This is a genomic window from Roseomonas haemaphysalidis (assembly GCF_017355405.1).
In the GTDB taxonomy this organism is placed as follows: Bacteria; Pseudomonadota; Alphaproteobacteria; order Acetobacterales; family Acetobacteraceae; genus Pseudoroseomonas; species Pseudoroseomonas haemaphysalidis.
Map to the genome: position 1 here is coordinate 286851 of NZ_CP061179.1, position 18156 is coordinate 305006.

The 18156-nt window shown below is 69.8% G+C and carries 18 protein-coding genes; 11 read left to right on the plus strand and 7 right to left on the minus strand.

The genetic code is table 11. The features are described 5' to 3' along the window. Positions 1-24: 24 nt before the first annotated feature. Positions 25-1023: a Bug family tripartite tricarboxylate transporter substrate binding protein gene (locus tag IAI59_RS20990; RefSeq protein WP_207415325.1), complete on the minus strand. Its 999-nt coding sequence runs from the start codon at positions 1021-1023 to the stop codon at positions 25-27. A gap of 62 nt (positions 1024-1085) precedes the next feature. Continuing rightward, positions 1086-2105 carry a 4-hydroxythreonine-4-phosphate dehydrogenase PdxA gene (locus IAI59_RS20995; RefSeq protein ID WP_207443948.1) on the minus strand — a complete coding sequence of 340 codons (1020 nt, stop codon included), beginning with the start codon at positions 2103-2105 and terminating at the stop codon, positions 1086-1088. A gap of 141 nt (positions 2106-2246) precedes the next feature. Between IAI59_RS20995 and IAI59_RS21000 the strand changes: the two genes are divergently transcribed. After that, positions 2247-2915, plus strand: coding sequence for a GntR family transcriptional regulator (locus IAI59_RS21000; RefSeq protein WP_207415324.1), 669 nt, complete (start codon positions 2247-2249; stop codon positions 2913-2915). On the opposite strand, the gene IAI59_RS21005 is transcribed toward IAI59_RS21000, so the two are convergent. Together IAI59_RS21005 and katG are read right to left on the minus strand one after the other, a co-directional pair. Further along, complete coding sequence (locus IAI59_RS21005; RefSeq protein WP_207415323.1) at positions 2912-3547, minus strand: DapH/DapD/GlmU-related protein; 636 nt, start codon at positions 3545-3547, stop codon at positions 2912-2914. The genes IAI59_RS21000 and IAI59_RS21005 overlap by 4 nt on opposite strands. A gap of 137 nt (positions 3548-3684) precedes the next feature. Next, on the minus strand, positions 3685-5895 hold the full coding sequence (katG, locus tag IAI59_RS21010; protein WP_207415322.1) for a catalase/peroxidase HPI: 2211 nt from the start codon (positions 5893-5895) through the stop codon (positions 3685-3687). Between the two features lie 332 nt (positions 5896-6227). On the opposite strand from katG, the gene IAI59_RS21015 reads away from it, so the two are divergent. The 8 genes from IAI59_RS21015 (at position 6228) to IAI59_RS21050 (ending at position 13468) form a co-directional block, all read left to right on the plus strand. Next, complete coding sequence (locus IAI59_RS21015) at positions 6228-6998, plus strand: ABC transporter permease (protein WP_207444003.1); 771 nt, start codon at positions 6228-6230, stop codon at positions 6996-6998. A gap of 19 nt (positions 6999-7017) precedes the next feature. After that, positions 7018-8076 carry an ABC transporter ATP-binding protein gene (locus IAI59_RS21020; protein WP_207415320.1) on the plus strand — a complete coding sequence of 353 codons (1059 nt, stop codon included), beginning with the start codon at positions 7018-7020 and terminating at the stop codon, positions 8074-8076. Beyond that, entirely contained in the window at positions 8073-9107 is a 1035-nt protein-coding gene (locus tag IAI59_RS21025) for an extracellular solute-binding protein (protein ID WP_207415319.1), read from the plus strand. Before IAI59_RS21020 ends, IAI59_RS21025 begins: the two co-directional genes overlap by 4 nt. Positions 9108-9112: 5 nt before the next feature. Beyond that, complete coding sequence (locus IAI59_RS21030) at positions 9113-9940, plus strand: ABC transporter permease (protein ID WP_207415318.1); 828 nt, start codon at positions 9113-9115, stop codon at positions 9938-9940. Positions 9941-9954: 14 nt separating this feature from the next. Further along, positions 9955-11541 (plus strand): amidohydrolase family protein, encoded by a 1587-nt coding sequence (locus IAI59_RS21035; protein WP_207415317.1) that lies wholly within the window; start codon positions 9955-9957, stop codon positions 11539-11541. After that, entirely contained in the window at positions 11538-12536 is a 999-nt protein-coding gene (locus IAI59_RS21040) for a CobW family GTP-binding protein (protein ID WP_207415316.1), read from the plus strand. The genes IAI59_RS21035 and IAI59_RS21040 overlap by 4 nt, the downstream gene beginning before the upstream one ends. A gap of 275 nt (positions 12537-12811) precedes the next feature. Continuing rightward, positions 12812-13078 carry a hypothetical protein gene (locus IAI59_RS21045; RefSeq protein ID WP_207415315.1) on the plus strand — a complete coding sequence of 89 codons (267 nt, stop codon included), beginning with the start codon at positions 12812-12814 and terminating at the stop codon, positions 13076-13078. Between the two features lie 60 nt (positions 13079-13138). Further along, positions 13139-13468 (plus strand): hypothetical protein, encoded by a 330-nt coding sequence (locus tag IAI59_RS21050; protein WP_207415314.1) that lies wholly within the window; start codon positions 13139-13141, stop codon positions 13466-13468. Positions 13469-13664: 196 nt separating this feature from the next. On the opposite strand, the gene IAI59_RS21055 is transcribed toward IAI59_RS21050, so the two are convergent. Both IAI59_RS21055 and IAI59_RS21060 read right to left on the minus strand, forming a co-directional pair. Beyond that, on the minus strand, positions 13665-14150 hold the full coding sequence (locus IAI59_RS21055) for a hypothetical protein (RefSeq protein WP_207415313.1): 486 nt from the start codon (positions 14148-14150) through the stop codon (positions 13665-13667). 151 nt (positions 14151-14301) lie between these two features. Beyond that, the gene (locus IAI59_RS21060; RefSeq protein WP_207415312.1) at positions 14302-15249 is read right to left on the minus strand and encodes a retroviral-like aspartic protease family protein; all 948 of its coding nucleotides are present in this window, start codon (positions 15247-15249) and stop codon (positions 14302-14304) included. A 219-nt stretch (positions 15250-15468) separates the two neighbouring features. Between IAI59_RS21060 and wrbA the strand changes: the two genes are divergently transcribed. Then, positions 15469-16104 (plus strand): NAD(P)H:quinone oxidoreductase, encoded by a 636-nt coding sequence (gene wrbA / locus IAI59_RS21065; RefSeq protein ID WP_207415311.1) that lies wholly within the window; start codon positions 15469-15471, stop codon positions 16102-16104. A gap of 3 nt (positions 16105-16107) precedes the next feature. Here the strand turns inward: wrbA and IAI59_RS21070 are convergent, their stop codons facing one another. After that, complete coding sequence (locus IAI59_RS21070; protein WP_207415310.1) at positions 16108-16758, minus strand: GntR family transcriptional regulator; 651 nt, start codon at positions 16756-16758, stop codon at positions 16108-16110. A 93-nt stretch (positions 16759-16851) separates the two neighbouring features. On the opposite strand from IAI59_RS21070, the gene fahA reads away from it, so the two are divergent. Next, the gene (fahA, locus tag IAI59_RS21075; protein ID WP_207415309.1) at positions 16852-18153 is read left to right on the plus strand and encodes a fumarylacetoacetase; all 1302 of its coding nucleotides are present in this window, start codon (positions 16852-16854) and stop codon (positions 18151-18153) included. The last annotated feature ends 3 nt before the right edge of the window (positions 18154-18156 follow it).

Below are 18156 nucleotides of genomic sequence, written 5' to 3' on the forward strand. Positions count from 1 at the left end.
GCGGCTTTCCCCTCCCCGTCGCGGTCAGTTCACCAGCCAGCCTTCGGCGGCATAGACCTCGCGCGCCGCCGCCGTTTCCTTCTGCATCAGGGCGCGCAGCGCGTCGGGCGCCATGAAGCTGCTGCTCTGGCTTGTGCGGGTAACGTAGTCCTGCCACTCGGGTGTTTCCGAGACCTTGCGCATCACCTCGGTCCAGTAGGCCTGCGCGGCGGCGGGAACGCCAGGCGGCAGGAAGGTGCTGCGCGGCATGCGGAACTCCTCGATCGCGAGCCCCTGGCTGACACAGGTCGGCACATCGGACCACGCCTGCGTTTCCGTGACCTTGGCGCCCGCCGGCAGTGGCTGCGAGCGGAACACGCACAGCGGACGCACCTGGCTGCCGCGCCAGCCGCCGATGCTTTCAGACGGGTTGTTGGTGTTGCCGTCGATATGCCCGCCCGCGAGCTGCACGCCGGCCTCCCCGCCGCCACGGAACGGCACGTAGGTGAAGCGCACGCCCGCCGCGCGCTGGATCAGCGCCGTCAGAGTCTGGTCGGTGTCGCGCGTCTGGCTGCCGCCCATGCGCACGGCGCCCGGCTTTTCCCGCGCGGCGGCGACGAACTCGGCGGCGGTGCGATAAGGCGCGTCCTGCTTCACCCACAGCATGAACTCGTCAAAGGCCATGCCGGCCACGGGCGTCAGCTCCTCCGGCTTCCAGGCCACCTTGGCGACCAGCGGCAGCAGCCATTCGTTGTTGGTGGCGAAGATCAGCTTGTGCGGGTCGCCCTGCGCGCCGCGCCCGTAGACGAAGCCCTCCGCCCCCGAGCCCGCGCCCTTGTTGGTGACGACCACCGAGACAGGCAGCAGGTCGTGCTTGGCGATGGCCGCCTGCACCGTGCGCGCGAACAGGTCGGTGCCTCCGCCGGCGCCGGAGGTGACGACGAACTCGACCGGCCGCGTCGGCTGCCAGCCGCTTTGCGCCATGGCCGGTGCCGCCATGGTGACCGCCGCGCCGCACAGCGCCGCCTTCAGGAACAGCTTCATGGGTTTCCTCCTCCGGTTGAAGCCGCCGGCCCCTTTGCGGGGTTCTCGGCGGCGCGTCGTGGTCAGGTGGCGGGGGCGTGCTCCCGCTGGGCCATGCGCGCCGCCAGCAGCATGGCGTTGCGCATGGCACCGGGGTGGGCGATGCCCTGCCCCGCGATGTCGTAGGCCGTGCCGTGCGCCGCCGTGCAGATCGGGAACGGAAAGCCGCCCATCAGCGTCACGCCTGCCTCGAAGCCGATCAGTTTCATCGCGATCTGCCCCTGGTCGTGATACATCGTGAGCACGGCATCAAAGTCGCCGCGCCTGGCGCGCACGAACACCGTGTCCGCCGGGAAAGGCCCGTCGCAGCCGATCTGCTCCGCCTTGCCGGCTTCCACGGCGGGCTGGATGATGTCGATCTCCTCGCGCCCGAAGTTGCCGCTGTCGCCGGCATGCGGGTTCAGCCCCGCGACGGCGATGCGCGGCCGCGCCACGCCGGAGGCGCGGAGCGCGCTGTCTGTCAGCCGCAGGTTGTCCAGGATCGACTGCCGGGTCAGCAGCCCCGCCACGTCCTTGAGCGGCACATGCGAGGTGACGCGGGCGTTCCACAGCCCTTCCAGCACGTTGAACTCCTTGGCCGTGCCGTGAAAGCCGATGGCCTCGGCCGTGAAGCCGATCTCGTCCTCGTAGCCCGGCGTCGCCAGGCGCATCGCCGCCTTGTTGAAGGGCGTGAAGCACACGGCATCCGCCCCGCCGCCGGCGGCCAGCGCCAGGGCGCGGCGGAAGTTCTCCGTCGCGAAGCCGCCGCCGGCCGGGGAGATCTCGCCCAGCGGCACCTGGTCCGGGTCGCAATGGCCAAGGTCCACCAGCAACGGCCGCCCGGGCGCCGGCTGCGCGGCGGCGCCGTCCGGCACGGTGTCGATGTCCAGTGTCACGCCTGCCACCTCGGCGCCGCGCCGCAGCACGCGGGCATCGCCGAAGACGGTGATGCGGGCCGCAGCCAGCACGGCTGGGTCGGCCAGCACGCGGGCGGTCAACTCGGGGGAAATGCCGGCAGCATCGCCCATGGCCAGGGCCAGATGCGGCAAGGGGGTGGCGCTCATGCGTCCGGTTCCTCCGCGCGATGCTCGACACCGCGTCTTATTCTGCATACAGTATGAAGAGTTAGAAGCCTTGTCGCGGCGAGGTCAAGCCCTTCCGCTTCCCTTGCGGCCCCGACCCCGAGGCGCCATCACGCCCTGCCCATGCCAAACCCCGCCGCCCTCGCCGATGCCCCGATCATCCGCCGCCCCTTGCAGGAGGAGGTGGCAGCCCGCCTGCGCGACCAGATCACCCAAGGCATCATCGCCCCGGGGGAACGGCTGAACGAGGTGGCGCTGTGCCTGCAGCTCGGCGTGTCCCGCACCCCGCTGCGCGAGGCGGTGCGGATGCTGGCGGGCGAGGGCCTTGTGGAGCTGGTGCCGGCGCGCGGCGCCGTGGTGCGGCGGCTGACACTGAAGGACGCGGCAGATGCGCTGAGCGTCCTGAAGGCGCTCGAAGTCCTGGCGGCGCCCATCAGCTGCCACACCGCCACGGAGGACGGCATCGCGCGGGTCGAGGCGCTGCACGCAGCCATGCTGGAGCGCTACGCCGCGCGCGACCGCCTGGCCTATTTCAAGCTCAATCAGGCGATCCACACGGCCATCATCGCGCTCAGCGGCAACGCCACGCTGTGCTGGGCGCACGAGGCCATCCAGGCGCGCATGAAGCACCTGCGCTTTATCGGCAATGCCGGGCCGGAGAAGTGGGCCGGCGCGGTGGCCGAGCACGAGCAGATGATGGCCGCGCTGCGGGCACGCGATGGCGTGGAACTCGCCCGCGTGCTGGCGCTGCACCTGGACCAGACGCTGCTGCGCGTGCGCGAAATGCTTTAGCCCGCCGGGTCCCAGCGGTCGCAGAAAGCCTCGATGTCATTGGACTGGAAGTCCGGCAGGCGCTGCATGATCAACTCGAAGGGCCAGTTCCACCAGGCGATGCGCTGCAGCCGCGCCGCGATGGCGGGCGGGAAGCGCTCGCGGATCGGCCGCGCGGGCACGCCGCCGACCACCGTGAAGGGTGGCACGTCCCGGGTGACCACCGCACCAGCCGCCAGCACCGCGCCATCGCCCACCGAAACCCCTGGCAGCACCGTGACGGCATGGCCGATCCAGACGTCATGGCCGATGCGCACGCGGTCATCCCGCCGGTCACGGAAGAAGGCCTGATCGCGCTGCGCGTCGGCGTCGTAATATTCCGGGCAATAGGTGAAGCGGTGCAGCGAGGGACGGTCGATCGGGTGGTTGGGCGCGCCGATCCGCACGCTGGCGGCGATGGCGCAGAACCGGCCGATCTCGGCATCCGCCACGGTGCAGTTGGGGCCAAGGTAGGAATAGTCGCCGAGGGTCGCATACTCGACCGCCGTGCCGCGCAGGATCTCGCAGCACCGCCCGATCGTCGCCTCCCGCAGCGATACGTCGGGGTCGATATGGGTTTCGGCAAGCTTGGGCCGGGTTTGCGCTTCGCTCATGGACGGTGCCGCTCCGATGCTCCGGGCTGGCTACGTCCGCGCTGGCATGCGGCATAGGGGCGCCGGCGCATTGTCAGAAAAGCTTCAACAAGACAGCGGCGGCACCCGCCGGGGTGCCGCCGCCGGTTTTGTGCGCCCTACATCAGGTCGTAGCGATCGTTGTCCATGACCTTGTGCCAGGCCTGCACGAAGTCCCTGACGAACTTCTGCTGCGCGGTGGAGCTGCCATAGACCTCGGCCAGCGCACGCAACTGCGAGTGCGAGCCGAAGATGAGGTCCACCCGGGTGCCGGTCCACTTCACCTCCTTGGACCGTCGGTCGCGGCCCTCATAGGCGTTCTCCGACCCCGTCGGCATCCATTCCAGACGCATGTCCAGCAGGTTGACGAAGAAGTCGTTGGTCAACTGGCCCGGGCGGGTGGTGAACACGCCGTGCTTGCTGCCGCCGGCATTCGCCCCCAGCACGCGCAGGCCGCCGACCAGCACCGTCAGTTCCGGGCCCGACAGCCGCAGCAGCTCTGCCCTGTCCACCAGCGCCTCTTCCGGCGCCATGATCCAGCCGCTCTCATAGTAGTTGCGGAAGCCGTCCGCCTTGGGGCGCAGCGGCGCGAAGGATGCCGCGTCGGTCTGCTCCTCCGAGGCGTCCATGCGGCCGGGCGTGAAGGGCACCTTGACCGGGGTGCCGGCATCGCTCGCCGCCTTCTCGACCGCGGCACAGCCGCCGAGCACGATCAGGTCCGCCAGCGACACCTTCATGCCACCCTGGGCCGTGCCGTTGAAGGCCGCCTGCACGCCTTCCAGCGCCCGCAGAACGGTCGCCAGATCCGCCGGGTCGTTGACCTGCCAGTCCTTCTGCGGCGCCAGCCGGACGCGTGCGCCGTTGGCCCCGCCCCGCTTGTCCGAGAAGCGGAAGGTGGAAGCCGAGGCCCAGGCCGCCGACACCAGCTGCGACACGGACAGGCCGGTGGCCAGGATCTGCGCCTTCAGCGCCTCGATCTCGCCTTCGCTGATCACCGGGTGGTCGACGGGCGGGATGCGGTCCTGCCAGATCAGCGGCTCCTGCGGCACCAGCGGGCCGATGTAGCGCTGGATCGGCCCCATGTCGCGATGCGTCAGCTTGAACCAGGCGCGGGCGAAGGCGTCGGCGAACTGGTCCGGATTCTCGAAGAAGCGGCGGGAAATCTTCTCGTAGGCCGGGTCCGCCCGCAGCGCGAGGTCGGAGGTGAGCATCGTCGGGCGGTGCTTGCGGTCCGGATCGAAGGCGTCGGGGATGCTTTCCTCGGCGTCCTTGGCGACCCACTGATAGGCACCGGCGGGGCTCTTGGTCAGCTCCCACTCATACTTGAAGAGGTTCTCGAAGTAGTAGTTGCTCCACTGCGTGGGGGTCTGCGACCACGTCACCTCGGGGCCGCCGGTGATGGCGTCGCGGCCGTGGCCGGTGCCGTGTTTGCTGCGCCAGCCCAGGCCCTGGTCCTCGATCACCGCACCTTCCGGCTCCGCGCCCACGAAGGACGGATCGCCCGCGCCATGCGTCTTGCCGAAGGTGTGGCCGCCGGCGATCAGGGCCACCGTCTCCTCATCGTTCATCGCCATGCGCGCGAAGGTGGCGCGGATGTCGCGCGCCGAGCCGAGCGCGTCCGGCTTGCCGTTGGGGCCTTCCGGGTTGACGTAGATCAGGCCCATCTGCACGGCGCCCAGCGTCTCGTGCAGCTCGCGCTCGCCGCTGTAGCGCTCGTCGCCCAGCCAGGTGCCCTCGGGGCCCCAGAACAACTCCTCCGGCTCCCAGGTGTCGGCACGGCCGCCGGCGAAGCCGAAGGTCTTGAAGCCCATGGACTCCAGCGCGACGTTGCCCACCAGCACGTAGAGGTCGGCCCAGGACAGGTTGTCGCCGTACTTCTGCTTGATCGGCCACAGCAGGCGGCGCGCCTTGTCCAGGTTGGCGTTGTCGGGCCAGGAATTCAGCGGCGCGAAGCGCTGCTGCCCGCCGCCGGCGCCGCCGCGCCCGTCCGTCGTGCGGTAAGTGCCCGCGCTGTGCCAGGCGAGGCGGATGAAGAGGCCGCCATAATGGCCGAAATCGGCCGGCCACCAGTCCTGGGAATCCGTCATCAGCGCGTGCAGGTCGGCGATCACGGCGTCGAGGTCGAGCTTCTTGAAAGCCTCGGCGTAGTCGAAATCGGCGCCCATCGGGTTGGCGCGGGGAGAATGCTGGCTCAGCTTGGTGAGGCTCAGATGCTCCGGCCACCAGTCACGGTTGCTGCGCCCGCCGCCGCCGCCCTTGGGACGGGTGGCCGCGCCGCCATGCGCGACCGGGCATTGGCCGGCTGCCTTGTTGTCGGTCGTCCCATCCATGATGCGTCTTCTCCCTATCGAGATGCTGCATCGCCGTGCGCGCTGCCCCGCTCGGGCTGGCGCACAGCATGCTGGAAGAGAATGTAGGTGCGGTTCCGCCCGCTGTGAAATTGATTGTTCCCCAAAGTTCCATCGATCAGGGCGATCAAACGACGCAGTCCCGCCCTGCCCCATCACCCCTGCTGCGGAGCTATCGACCTTGGCGCGGGTCCGTCCTAGGCTTCGCGGCCCACCGGTGCGCCCGGATCACCCAGCGGACGAATGAACCGCCGCAGAGCGACAGGGAGCGACCCGTGTTCCTGCCATCCCCCGGCCGCGTGGCTTTCGGCGCCATGGTGGCCGCCGCCTTCACGCTGATCCTCGCGCCCGTGCTGATGGTGGTGGTCATCAGCGTGTTCCGGCAGGAGATCGTGTCCTTCCCGCCCTCGGGCTTCACGCTGGACTGGTACGTCAACGCCTGGGCGCGGCAGGAATTCGCCCGCGGCTTTGTCACCAGCGCGCAGGTGGCGCTGGCCGCCACGCTGATCGGCGTGCCGCTGGGCACCGCCGCCGCCTATGCGCTGGTGCGCGGCCGGCCACGTGGCGCCGGCGCGCTGAACACGCTGCTGCTGGGGCCGCTGGCGGTGCCCGGCGTGGTGGCGGGCACGGCGCTCTACATGTTCTACCTGCGCGCGGAGTTCTGGCTGGACCGCGACATCACCGGCACGGTGGAGGGGCTGGTCGCCGCCCACGTGCTGTTGACCATCCCCTGGACGGTGCGGCTGGTGTCCGCCAGCCTGCAGGGCATGGACCAGGCGGCCGAGGAAGCCGCCGCCAACCTCGGCGCCCGCCCCCTCACGGTGTTCCGCCGCGTCACGCTGCCGGCCATGCGCCCGGGCATCATCGCCGCCTGCCTGTTCTCCTTCATCCAGAGCTTCGAAAACCTGGAACTGAGCCTGCTGCTGGTCGGCCCTGGCCGCACCACCCTGCCGGTGGCCATGCTGAACTACCTGGAGTTCCGCGTGGACCCGACGCTGGCCGCCGTGGCCACCGTGCAGATCCTCATCGTCGCCGTGCTGATGCTGGTGACCGACCGCTTCGTCTCGATCGCCAGGACCGTCTGATGCCGGGAGCCACCGCCTGATGGGCAGCCTTCTCCTCGATGCGCTGAGCAAGCGCTACGGCGGCTCGACCGCCGTGGAGCGCGTCGACCTCGATGTCCGGCAGGGCGAGATGGTGGCGCTGCTCGGCCCTTCCGGCTGCGGCAAGACCACCACGCTGCGCATGGTGGCCGGCTTCGTGCCGCCCAGCGGCGGGCGCGTGGTGATCGGCGGCAAGGACGTGACCCGCACGCCCCCGCATGCGCGCGACACGGGCATGGTGTTCCAGTCCTACGCGCTGTTCCCGCACATGACGGTGGGCCAGAACGTGGCCTTCGGGCTGGAGATGCGCCGCGTCAGCCGCGCCGAGCGCGACGAGCGCGCGCGCGAGGCGCTCCGCATGGTGCGGCTGGAAGGGCTGGAGGACCGGCTGCCCCGCCAGCTTTCCGGCGGCCAGCAGCAGCGCGTGGCCTTGGCCCGCGCCCTGGTGGTGAACCCCGCCGTGTTCCTGCTGGACGAGCCGCTGTCCAACCTTGACGCCAAGCTGCGCGGCGAGGTGCGGATGGAAATTCGCGCGCTGCAACAGCGGCTTGGCCTGACCACCCTGATCGTGACGCATGATCAGGAGGAGGCGCTGACCATGGCCGACCGGCTGGTGGTGATGGAGCGCGGCCGGGTGCGGCAGGTCGGCACGGCCGAGGACCTGTACGAGCGCCCGGCCGACCCCTTCGTGGCCGGCTTCGTCGGCCGCTGCAACCTGCTGGACGGGCGGCTGGAAGGGCCCGGCCGGTTTCGCGCGGCTTCCGGTGCCCTGTTGCCCTGCGCGGCCGGCGCGGCGCCGGCGGGGAATGCCGTCCTCGCTCTGCGGCCCGAGCACGTCGCCATCGCGCCCGGGGGGCCGGCGCGGCTGCGCGCCATCACCTATCTCGGCTCGCAAACGGAATACCATGCGGAGCTGGACGGCACGCCGCTGGTGGTGGTCCGCCAGACCCCCGGCGCGACCGACCCGCTGCGCCGCCTTTCCCCTGGTGACGGCGTCAGCCTGTCCTGGGATGCTGCCACCGCCCGGCTGTTGCCGGCCAACAAGGAGCCTGACGCATGATCGTCACCCGACGCACCGCTTTGGCCGGCGCCGCCTTCGCCGCCGCTTCCGCCGGCCTGCCCAGCCTGGCCCGCGCCCAAAGCAAGCAGGCCGTGGTGGGCACCTGGGGCGGTGACTACGGCGAGCTGTTGCGGCAACATATCGACGTGCCGCTGATGCAGCCGCAGGGCATCGAGATCCTGCAGGACGTGGCCAACGCCGACCCGCGCAAGACCAAGATGCTGGCCGAGCGCCAGGCGCGGCGCGGCACCATGGACGTGTCCTGCCTTTCCGACACGGACATGAACATGATGGCGGCGCAGAACACGCTGGACACGCTGGAGATGGACAAGCTGAAGCGCGCCGGCACCATCGTGTCCGCGCTGCGCAAGCCCTATGCCATCCCGCACATCTATTCGGCGCTGGTGCTGCTGTACAATCCGGACAAGGTCACCACCCCGCCCACCTCCTTCGCCGACATGTGGGACCCGAAGTACCGCGGCCGCGTCGGCCTGTCGGACATCCTGTATTCCACCAATACCTTCGCCGCGGCGGCGGCCGGCGGCGGCGGCTTCAGCGACTACAAGCCCGGACAGGCGAAGCTGATGGAGCTGCGCTCGCTGGACGCCAAGGTCTATCCCTCCAACGAGGCACTGGCCGCCGCGCTGAAGGGCGAGGAGGTGTGGATGACGCCGATGTGGCTGGCGCGCGGCTTCATGTGGCAGAAGGCCGGCATCCCCCTGCGCCACGTGGTGCCGAAGGAAGGCGCCTACGCCATCGTTTTCGAGGCGGCGATCCCGAAGAACAGCCGCAACAAGGACCAGGCCTACGCCTACCTGGACGCCATGCTGCAGCCCCAGGCGCAGACCGCCTTCGCCGACCGCATGGGCTACCTGCCCACCGTGACGGATGCCACGCTTCCGCCTGACATCGCCAAGCAGATCAGCCTGTCGGAGGCCGAGCAGGCCCGGCTGCGCGCACCGGACTACGACTACCTGCTGCGCGCCCATGGCGAGATCCTGGATTTCTGGAACAAGCAGTTCAAGGCGTAACGACCTTGGCCGCGCTTGTCCTTCCCGCCGGAATCCTGGTGGTGCTGCTGCTGGTGGCGCCGATGCTGCTGCTGTTCCGCATCTCGCTGAACCTGTTCAGCCCGACCGAGATGATGGTGGAGGCGACCACCGCGGCCAACTACCTCCAGGCCGTACGGGACCCGTATTACCGGCAAGTGCTGTTCACCACCCTGGCCGTGGCCACCGGCAGCACGCTGCTGACCCTCGGCCTCGGCTTTCCCGCCGCCTATTGGCTGGCGCGCATGCAGGGGCGGGCCAAAAGCATCTTCACCATCCTCGTGATGTTTCCGCTGCTGGTGGGCAACGTGGTGCGCGCCGCCGGCTGGCTGGCGCTGCTGGGCAATGGCGGCGCCATCAACGCGGCGCTGCTGGGCCTCGGCCTGATCGTGGCGCCGCTGCCGCTGCTCTACAATGCCGGCGCCGTGGTGGCCGGCATCGTCGCCGTGGTGCTGCCCTATATGATCCTGACGCTGTCCGCCGTGATCGAGGGCATTCCCCGCCAGGCGGAGGAAGCGGCCTCCAACCTCGGCGCCGCGCCGATGACGGTGTTCCGCCGCGTGGTGCTACCGCTGGCCCTGCCCGGCGTGGTGGCGGGCTCCGTGCTGGTCTTCGTGCTGTGCATGAACACCTATGCCAGCGCCGTGCTGCTGGGCGGGCCCCAGTTCAAGATGATGGCGCCCGCTGTCTACGACCAGTTCGTGCGCGGCAACAACTGGCCGTTCGGCGCCGCGCTGGCCTTCATCCTGCTGGCCTTCACGCTGGTGCTGACCGTGGTCGGCAGCGCCGTGCTGGGCCGCCGCTACCGCCGTTGAGGGAAGGAAACACCATGTCCGACGCACCGAAGACCGGCAACGAGATCACGGCCAAGAACAGCAAGCTCGGCATGCCGCCGGTGCCGGCAGCCACCGGGCGCGACCGTGGCACGGGCCCCCATCGCCGGCTGGTGCTGCGCGGCGCCACGGTGATCGATGGCACCGGCGCGCCGCCCTGGGGCCCGGCGGATATCGTGATCGAGGGGGACCGCATTGCCGCCATCACGCCGGTCGGCACGCCGGGCAAGCCGATCAGCCCGTCCCGCCGCCCGGCGGAAGGCGACCACGAGATCGACTGCCACGGCAAGTTCGTGACACCCGGGCTGATCGACTGCCACACGCATATCGGCGTGCCCTACCACGCGCTGCATGGCGACGTCGCGCCGGCCGACTACGTCTACAAGCTGTGGCTGGCGCATGGCGTGACCACGGTACGGGAGATGGGCTGCTTCAGCGGGCTGGACTGGGTGGCGGAGCAACGCGCCGCCTCGGCCGCCAACCGCATCGCCGCGCCGCGCATCCTGGCGCACCCGTACTTCCCCGCCGTCAACGACATGCTCAAGACCATCCACACGCCGGACGAGGCGCGGGATTGGCTGAGGCGCGCCAAGGATGCCGGCGCGGACGGCGTGAAGTTCTTTGGCGCGCCGCCGGCCATCATGCGCGCGGCGCTGGAAGAATGCGGACGGCTTGGCCTGCGTTCCGGCTGCCACCATGCGCAGCAGGCGGTGACGCGCATGAACGCGCTGACCACCGCGCAATGGGGCCTGACCAGCGCCGAGCACTACTACGGCCTGCCGGAGGCGTTGTACGACGACCGCGTCGTGCAGAACTACCCACCCGGCTACAACTACAACGACGAGTACTTCCGCTTCTCCGCCGCCGGCCAGACCTTTCTGCAGGCCGCCGAGCCGGGCAGCGCCAAGTGGGACGAGGTGCTGGAAAAGTTCCTGGAGATCGACTTTACCTTCGTCCCCACCATGACGATCTATGACGCCAACCGCGACCTGATGCGCTTCCGCCGCGCCGACTGGCACGACGACTACACCTGGCCCAGCATGTGGCGCTACTTCCAGCCCGCGCGCGGCGGCCACGGCGCCTACTGGTATCGCTGGTCCGTCACCAACGAGGTGGAGTGGAAGGGCCATTACCGGCTCTGGATGCAGTTCCTCAACGCCTACAAGAACCGCGGTGGCCGCGTTTGCACCGGCAGCGATTCCGGCTTCATCTTCCAGACCTTCGGCTTCGGCTACGTGCGCGAGCTGGAGCTGCTGCAGGAAGCTGGCTTCAACGCGCTGGAGGTGCTGCGCTCCGCCTCCATCCAGGGCGCCGAACTGCTGGGCATCGACAACGAGACCGGCAGCATCGAGGTCGGCAAGTTGGCGGACCTGCTGGTGCTGGACGACAACCCGCTGGAGGACTGGAAGCTGCTCTACGGCACCGGCGCGCTGCGGCTGAACGATGCGACCGGCAAGCCCGAATGGCGTCAGGCGCTGCGCCATACCATCCGCGCCGGGTTGGTGTTCGACGTGGCCGAGCTGCTAGCCGACCTGCGCGCCATGGTGGCGGAGCAGAAGAGCAAGGAGGCCGCCGGGGCGTGACCGCGGCGGTGGAGTTCATTCTGCTCGCCGGGTTTCTGGGCAGCGGCAAGACATCGCTGCTGGTGGACTGGCTGGCGTTGCCGGAGGCGGCGGACACCGCCGTGATCGTGAACGAGGCGGGCGAGATCGATGTGGACGGCGCCATCATCGCCGAAGGCGGCACGCTGCCGTTGTCGATGATGAGCAATGGCTGCGTCTGCTGCTCGCTGACCAACGACCTCGTGTTCACCGTGCGCGCCCTGTTGGAAGACCGCGCCAAGGCCGGACTTCCGCCGTTCCGCCGGATCATCCTGGAAGGATCCGGCCTGGTGCGCCCCGGGCCGGTGCTGCGCTCGCTATCGCCGCTGGCGCCGCTCGGGTTGCGGGTCCGGGTGGTCACGGCCTGCGACGCCACGCGGATGGGTGCGCTGCTGGATGAGTTCGACGAGGTGGCGGCGCAACTGGCCGCCGCCGGCACGCTGGTGCTGACCAAGCTCGACCTCGCGCTGCCCGGGCCGGCGGAGGCGCTGGCCGCCTCCGTCAATCCGCTGGCGCTGCGCGTGGTGGAGGCCGATCGCGCTGCCCGTGCCCGCGCGGCCTTCGGCCCCGCCCCGCCTGTGGATCTGCCGGAGCCCCCCGCCGCGCCGGCGGCACACCCGCACATGTCCGTGCTGCGCGCCACCTTCTCGGCGGATGCCACGTGGGAGGACAAGCTCGACTGGATGGAAAACCTCGCCGCGTTCTGTGGGGATCGGCTGCTGCGCGTGAAGGGCTTCGTGCGGCAGCCCGGCGTGGCAGGGGGCATGCTGCTGATCCAGGCCGTTGGGACGTTGTTCAGCCCGCCGGTTGCGATGTCCGGCAGCCGGCCGGAGGGACTGGTGGTGATCCTCCGCGATCTCGGCGCGGCGGAGCTGCGATCCATGGATCCTGGGGCCCCGGTGCGGATTTCCGTCTATCGCGCAGGCGACGGACTCGCCTGTCAGCCCGGCGACAGCGAGGCATCGCTGACGAGCTAGACCGCTCCGATCGCCGGCGGCATGCAGGAGACTTGCACCCTACGCCTGGCACCACGGCATTCCGCGCGAAAGAGACGAGAGCCGCCATGAACGCCACACGCTGCGCCGTCGGTCTGGCCGTGGCCTTCGCGGCCATCACGACCTGCCCCCGAGTGGTCACCGCGTAGGACATTGAGCCGCCGCCGCGCGTCGAATCCTTTGTCCCGGGCATTGCCTTCTCGGTCGTGCAGGTGCTGCCCCGCGCACCAGCGGCGGAACGTGCGGATTGCGTGCGTTTGACCACCAAGGCCGCCTCGCGCGCCGCCGCCCAGGTGGCCGCGGCGGGGTGGGCGGTGACCGGAGAAGCCCGGCTGGGCCGCCTGCAGGCGGTCGCTTTCGTTGGCGGCGCGCAGGGCGGCACCAGTGGCAGTTGCCTGCTGACCCAGGGCAATCTGGCCCTGTTCGACGGCACGCGGCTCCTCGCCATCGCTTACGCCGAGCCAGGCGCGCGGGCGACCATCGGTGGTATCGAACAACTGGCTTCCGATGCGATCCGGCTTTAGGACGGCGACGAGCTGAGCCAACCCATTGCCGACATCCGGCAGGGCACCAGCACACTGGCGGTGCTGCCCTTGGCCCCGGAGCAGCGCTTCTGCGCCGGCCGCGCCGTCGTGCCCAACATCTACGGCTTGCCCATCGACATCGCCCGCCGCCTTCTGGACATCAAGCAATGGGCCCCGCTCCCGGGCGAGCCGGTTGCGGGCGGCATCGCGGAAGGGCGTGAAGGCGAGCTGGCGAAACGCGGCATCGTCGAAGTAGAGTCCTGTTCCGGCACGGGGTTCGGCTATTGCGCGTTCCGCTACCGAAGCGCGGCCGCCCGGCTGAATGTGACCACCGTCGGCGATGCCGACCTGCCCGTCGTGTCCGGATACGACGTGCGCTGCGACGGTTGAATCTCGGGCGCTCCGCGATCCGGCGCCGGTGCAGGCACGGCGGCGCAGCCTGCGGGATGACAGCCTTTGCCCTGCACCACCCCGCCCGGCTTATCGAGACCGGTTCCGCCTCGCATGTTGTGCGTGAGCGTGCCGGGGACCACGCCTTCCATCGCGACGGTCGTGGTCGGCGTGACGTCGCTGAACAGCCGGCCGGTCACCGCGACGAAGCGGCGCGGCGTCGCAGCAGCAAGGCGCCGCCGGCCAGAAGCCCCACGCACAGCACCGCGAAGGGCAGGCTAAGCATCAGCACGAACAATGCGGCCACTGCCGCGTCGTTGCCGTCCTGCCCGGAATGCGCGGCGGTGAGATGGCCCAGCACGCCGCTCGGCAGCAGGATAACCGCCCCGTTCAATAGCATTGTGCTGCCGAGCGTGAGGCACCCCCAGCCCAGCCGGCGCCGCGCATCCGCCACGCGTGCCAGCAGCACCGTAGCCACCACCGCGACGGCGACCTGCACGGCCAGGGCGGCAATGGCCAGCAGGGTGAAACGGACATCCTGCTCCTCCGCCCCCGGCAGGCCGGATGGGTCCGGCAAGCCGAGCAACCAGCTTAGCACGGGATAAAGCGCGCTGCCGCACCCCAAGCCCACCAGCAGGCCGAAGACACCGCTGGTGAGCCAGCGCCACGCGGCCGAATTCACCGGACCCGCCCCGCGCACCGCGCGGCGGCACCAGGCCGTGCTTGCGTAGCGGTCTGCCCGGAGGGACGGACGGGGGTGGTGGCCAGGCCTCTCATCGGGGCGACAGCACGGAGTACCTGCCGCGAAGAGGAGACCGCCACTCCTTTGCCCTTCACGGCCCGATGCCGGTGGACTGCCGGCTCGCGGCACGGCTCGGGCGGGGCGCGATGGAGACGGCGCCGTTGGGGTAGGAAATCCAGACCCGGCGGCCGCGAAGGAGGTTCATGCCGATGAGCATCTCTACGTCGGCAGGAAGTTCCACGATGGCGAAAGTCGGATTATTGAAGATGTCACTGCCGACGCGGATGGTGCTGAAGCGGTGAAGGTGGCCCGCGACCGGCCGGCCGCTGATGCCGAATACCTTGACCTCCCGGGTATTGGCGCCTGGATCGAAGCCCAGCTTCCTGGCGGTCGCAGACGAGACGGCGCTGATCTCCGCGCCGGTGTCGAGGATGGCCTGCACCGGCGTGCCGTCCAGCATGACCGTGACCGCGACCTTGCCGGATGCCTGGCGGACGCCCGGCAGCGTGGTGTAGCCATCTTCCCACAGCGGCTTCGTGGATTGGCAGGCGGCGGCGGGATACAGGGTGGCCTGTTGGCGGGCGAAGTCGAGATCGATGTCGCCGTATCCCAGGAAATCGATGCCGAGCCACCCGTCGGCTGACCAAGCCCGCAGGTTGGGCCGCTCCACGGTGTTGATCGTCGGCAGTTGCAAGCCGCTCAGCTGGATCGGGCCCACCGACATCTCCGACACGGCCACCATGGGAACCTCCGTGGGTCCACCCACCGCGACGACCCAGGGAGAACGGGTCAGCGCCGCCGGAAGCTGCAATCGTTGCGCCGCCGCCTGCCGCAGCAGCGTCCGGGATGCTCCGGTGTCGAAGATCAGCCGGGCAGGCTGGCCATTGATGGTCGCCTGCACAATGGGACGATTGTCGGCCCACTCGATGGGAAGCGCCATGCCATGCGATGGCATGCAGTCGGAGCCCGCCGCGCAACCGGCCAGCAACCCCAGGAACAGCCAGGCAGCCAGCCGCCGCATCAGCGGTTCAATCCTCATCCCAGCTCATGTTGGATCGCAGTCTAGGGTCGGAGGCACGACGAGTAAATTGCACCGCTTCCGGTTATCGGTAGCGCCTGGGTGGTTGCCTTCCCCAGACGGCTGTTCGCACCGCGGGTTCCGGCCGCATCGCCACCCCCCGCCGGGCGGCGCGCATCTTATCAAAATGGCCGGCAGCATCAGATACCGCATGCCCCTCCAGACATGGAATCTCATTCCTTGCCCGATACCGTCCGCCTGCTCATCGCCTTCTACTCCCGCTCCGGTTCGGTGGAACGCCTGGCCGTCGCGGCCGCGGCGGCGGCCGAGGCCGCGGGGGCCACGGTGCGCCTGCGCCGCGCCCGCGAAGTGGTCGACGAGGCGACAATGCGGAAATCGGACGGCTGGCTTGACAACGCCCAACGTCAGAATGCGCTGTACGAGGCGCCCGCGACAGCGGATGCCGAATGGGCTGATGCCATCTTGTTCGGCACACCCTGCTACTTCGGTGCCATGGCCACCGAGCTGAAGGCGTTTTTCGACCAGCTCGGCCCGCAATGGAAGCGTGGCGCCCTGGCGGGCAAGGTCGGCGGTGCCTTCGCGACGGCATCCTGGCCGCATGGCGGCACGGAGATCGTCACCTTCTCGCTCTACGCACCCATGGCGCATCTGGGCATGGTGGTCGTGCCCACCGGATACACGGACGAGGCGATGCTGGAAGCGGGTTCCCCCTACGGCGCCTCCGCCATTGTCGGTGCCGAGAACCGCCCGCCGCGCACGGAGGACCTGGACGCCGTGCGCCATCAGGCCCGCCGCATGTGCGCCATCGCCGGCGCCCTGCTCGCGGCGGACGAGATGCCCAACCGCAAGGACTGAGTGTCATTCACCGTCCTCGCCCAACAAGGCGAGGACGACCTCGGCGGTCACGCCGATATGGCCGGCGAGCATGGGGGCCGCCTCCGCCGCGCGGGCCAGCACGGCTTCCGCCAGCACCTCATGCACCTCCAGCATGCGCGCCCAGTCCTGCTGCGCGGTTTCCATCAGCCGGCGGTAGCGGGTCTTCTGCAGATACAGGTCATCGCAGAAGCGCAGCAGCGAGGGCAGCGGGCAGGCGGCGATCAGCGAGCGGTGGAACCGGTGGTGCCGGGCTTCATAGCGGTCCAGCCATTCCTCGCTCGCCGGGTCGCGCCGGCCGATCTCGTGGCGCAGAAGCGACAGCGCGGTGACGATCCCATCTTCCCACGCGGCGCCCCCCGCCTCCATCGCTAGCCGCAGCGCTTCCGGCTCCACCACCTGTCGGGAGCGGGTGACGTCCAGCAGGTGGGCGCGGGTGACGGGGGGCACCGAAAACCCCTTCTGCCCTTGCAGCAGCACGAAGCCTTCCGCTGCCAGTCGCGCCAGCGCTTCCCGCAAAGGCGTGGCGCCGACGCCGTAGCGCTGCGTCAGGTCACGCATCCGCAGCCGGGTGGCCGGTGCCAACCCGCCGCCGACAATGTCCTGCCGCAACCGGTGCGCCGCCGCCTCGGCCAAGGTGGGGGAGTCCGCTGGGGATGATTTATCGATTTCCACCAAAAATATATATTTTATCTTCCCATGCTCCGTCCAGTGCGGAAGGATGCCGGCATGAACGCTCCAGATCGCACTCACGACCCGGAACGCCGGGCGTGGCTCCCTTCCGCCCAGGCGGAAACTGATTTTCCCATCCAGAACCTTCCCTTCGGCATCTTCTCGCGTGGCGGGGAAGCGCCGCGCGGCGGCGTCGCCATCGGTGATCACGTGCTGGACCTGCGCGCCGGGCTCGATGCCGGGCTGCTGTCCGGAGCGGCGGCGGAAGCCGCGGCGGGACCCAGCCTGAACCCGCTGATGGCGCTGGGCCGCGATGCCGCCCGCGCCCTGCGCCACCAATTGTCCGACTTGCTGGCCGAGGGCAGCCCGGTACAGGGCGCCGCCGCCGCGCTGCTGGTGCCGATGGCCGAGGCGCAGATGCACCTGCCGTCGCGCATCGCCAACTTCAGCGACTTCATGGTGTCGCGCGAGCATTCGTGGCGGCTCGGCGCGCTGAAGGACGTGCTGGCACCGCTGCCGCCCGCCTTCGACCACCTGCCCGTCGCCTATCATTCCCGTGCCTCCTCCGTCCGCACCAGTGGCGAGGCGGTGCGGCGCCCCAACGGCCAGTGGATGCGCAAGGATGGTCTCTATTTCGGCCCCACCGAGGCGTTGGACTACGAGTTGGAGCTGGCCATCTGGCTGGGCGGCGCGGAAAACCCGATCGGCACGCCGGTGCCGATGTCGCGGGCGCCGGACCGGCTGTTCGGCTACGGGCTGCTGAACGACTGGTCGGCCCGCGACGTGCAGCGCTGGGAGATGCCGCCCCTCGGCCCCTTCCTGGCCAAGAGCCTGTCCACCACCGTCTCGCCCTGGGTGGTGACGGCGGACGCGATGATTCCCTTCGCCATCGCCGCCGCCAGGCGCGCCGAGGGCGTGGCCGCCGCGCCGCCACACCTGGATTCCGATGCCAACCGACGCGCGGGCGGCCTGTCCATCGCCCTGGAAGCGTTCCTGCTGACGCCACGCATGCGGGCGGAGGGTGCCGAGCCCGCGCGGATCACGGCCACCGACTTCGCCACCATGAGCTGGACGCCGGCGCAGATGGTCACGCACCACGGGAGCAACGGCTGCAACCTGCTGCCGGGCGACCTGCTGGGCAGCGGCACCTGCTCCGGCCCCACGGATGGTTCCGAGGCCTGCCTCGCGGAAATCCTGCTGCGCGGGCCTGTCACCTTGCCGAATGGCGAGACGCGTCGCTTTCTGGAAGATGGCGACGAGGTGATCTTCCGCGGCCGCGCGCATGCGCCGGGCGCGGTTTCCATCGGCTTCGGCGAATGCAGGGCGGAGATCCTGCCCGCCGTGCCCTGGCCCGCCTGACCG

Bases quoted from the DNA above. Each gene is read 5' to 3' on its own strand.
- IAI59_RS20990 (WP_207415325.1), bottom strand. From the start codon at position 1,023: ATGAAGCTGTTCCTGAAGGCGGCGCTGTGCGGCGCGGCGGTCACCATG.
- IAI59_RS20995 (WP_207443948.1), bottom strand. From the start codon at position 2,105: ATGAGCGCCACCCCCTTGCCGCATCTGGCCCTGGCCATGGGCGATGCT.
- IAI59_RS21000 (WP_207415324.1), top strand. From the start codon at position 2,247: ATGCCAAACCCCGCCGCCCTCGCCGATGCCCCGATCATCCGCCGCCCC.
- IAI59_RS21005 (WP_207415323.1), bottom strand. From the start codon at position 3,547: ATGAGCGAAGCGCAAACCCGGCCCAAGCTTGCCGAAACCCATATCGAC.
- katG (WP_207415322.1), bottom strand. From the start codon at position 5,895: ATGGATGGGACGACCGACAACAAGGCAGCCGGCCAATGCCCGGTCGCG.
- IAI59_RS21015 (WP_207444003.1), top strand. From the start codon at position 6,228: ATGGTGGCCGCCGCCTTCACGCTGATCCTCGCGCCCGTGCTGATGGTG.
- IAI59_RS21020 (WP_207415320.1), top strand. From the start codon at position 7,018: ATGGGCAGCCTTCTCCTCGATGCGCTGAGCAAGCGCTACGGCGGCTCG.
- IAI59_RS21025 (WP_207415319.1), top strand. From the start codon at position 8,073: ATGATCGTCACCCGACGCACCGCTTTGGCCGGCGCCGCCTTCGCCGCC.
- IAI59_RS21035 (WP_207415317.1), top strand. From the start codon at position 9,955: ATGTCCGACGCACCGAAGACCGGCAACGAGATCACGGCCAAGAACAGC.
- IAI59_RS21060 (WP_207415312.1), bottom strand. From the start codon at position 15,249: ATGAGGATTGAACCGCTGATGCGGCGGCTGGCTGCCTGGCTGTTCCTG.
- fahA (WP_207415309.1), top strand. From the start codon at position 16,852: ATGAACGCTCCAGATCGCACTCACGACCCGGAACGCCGGGCGTGGCTC.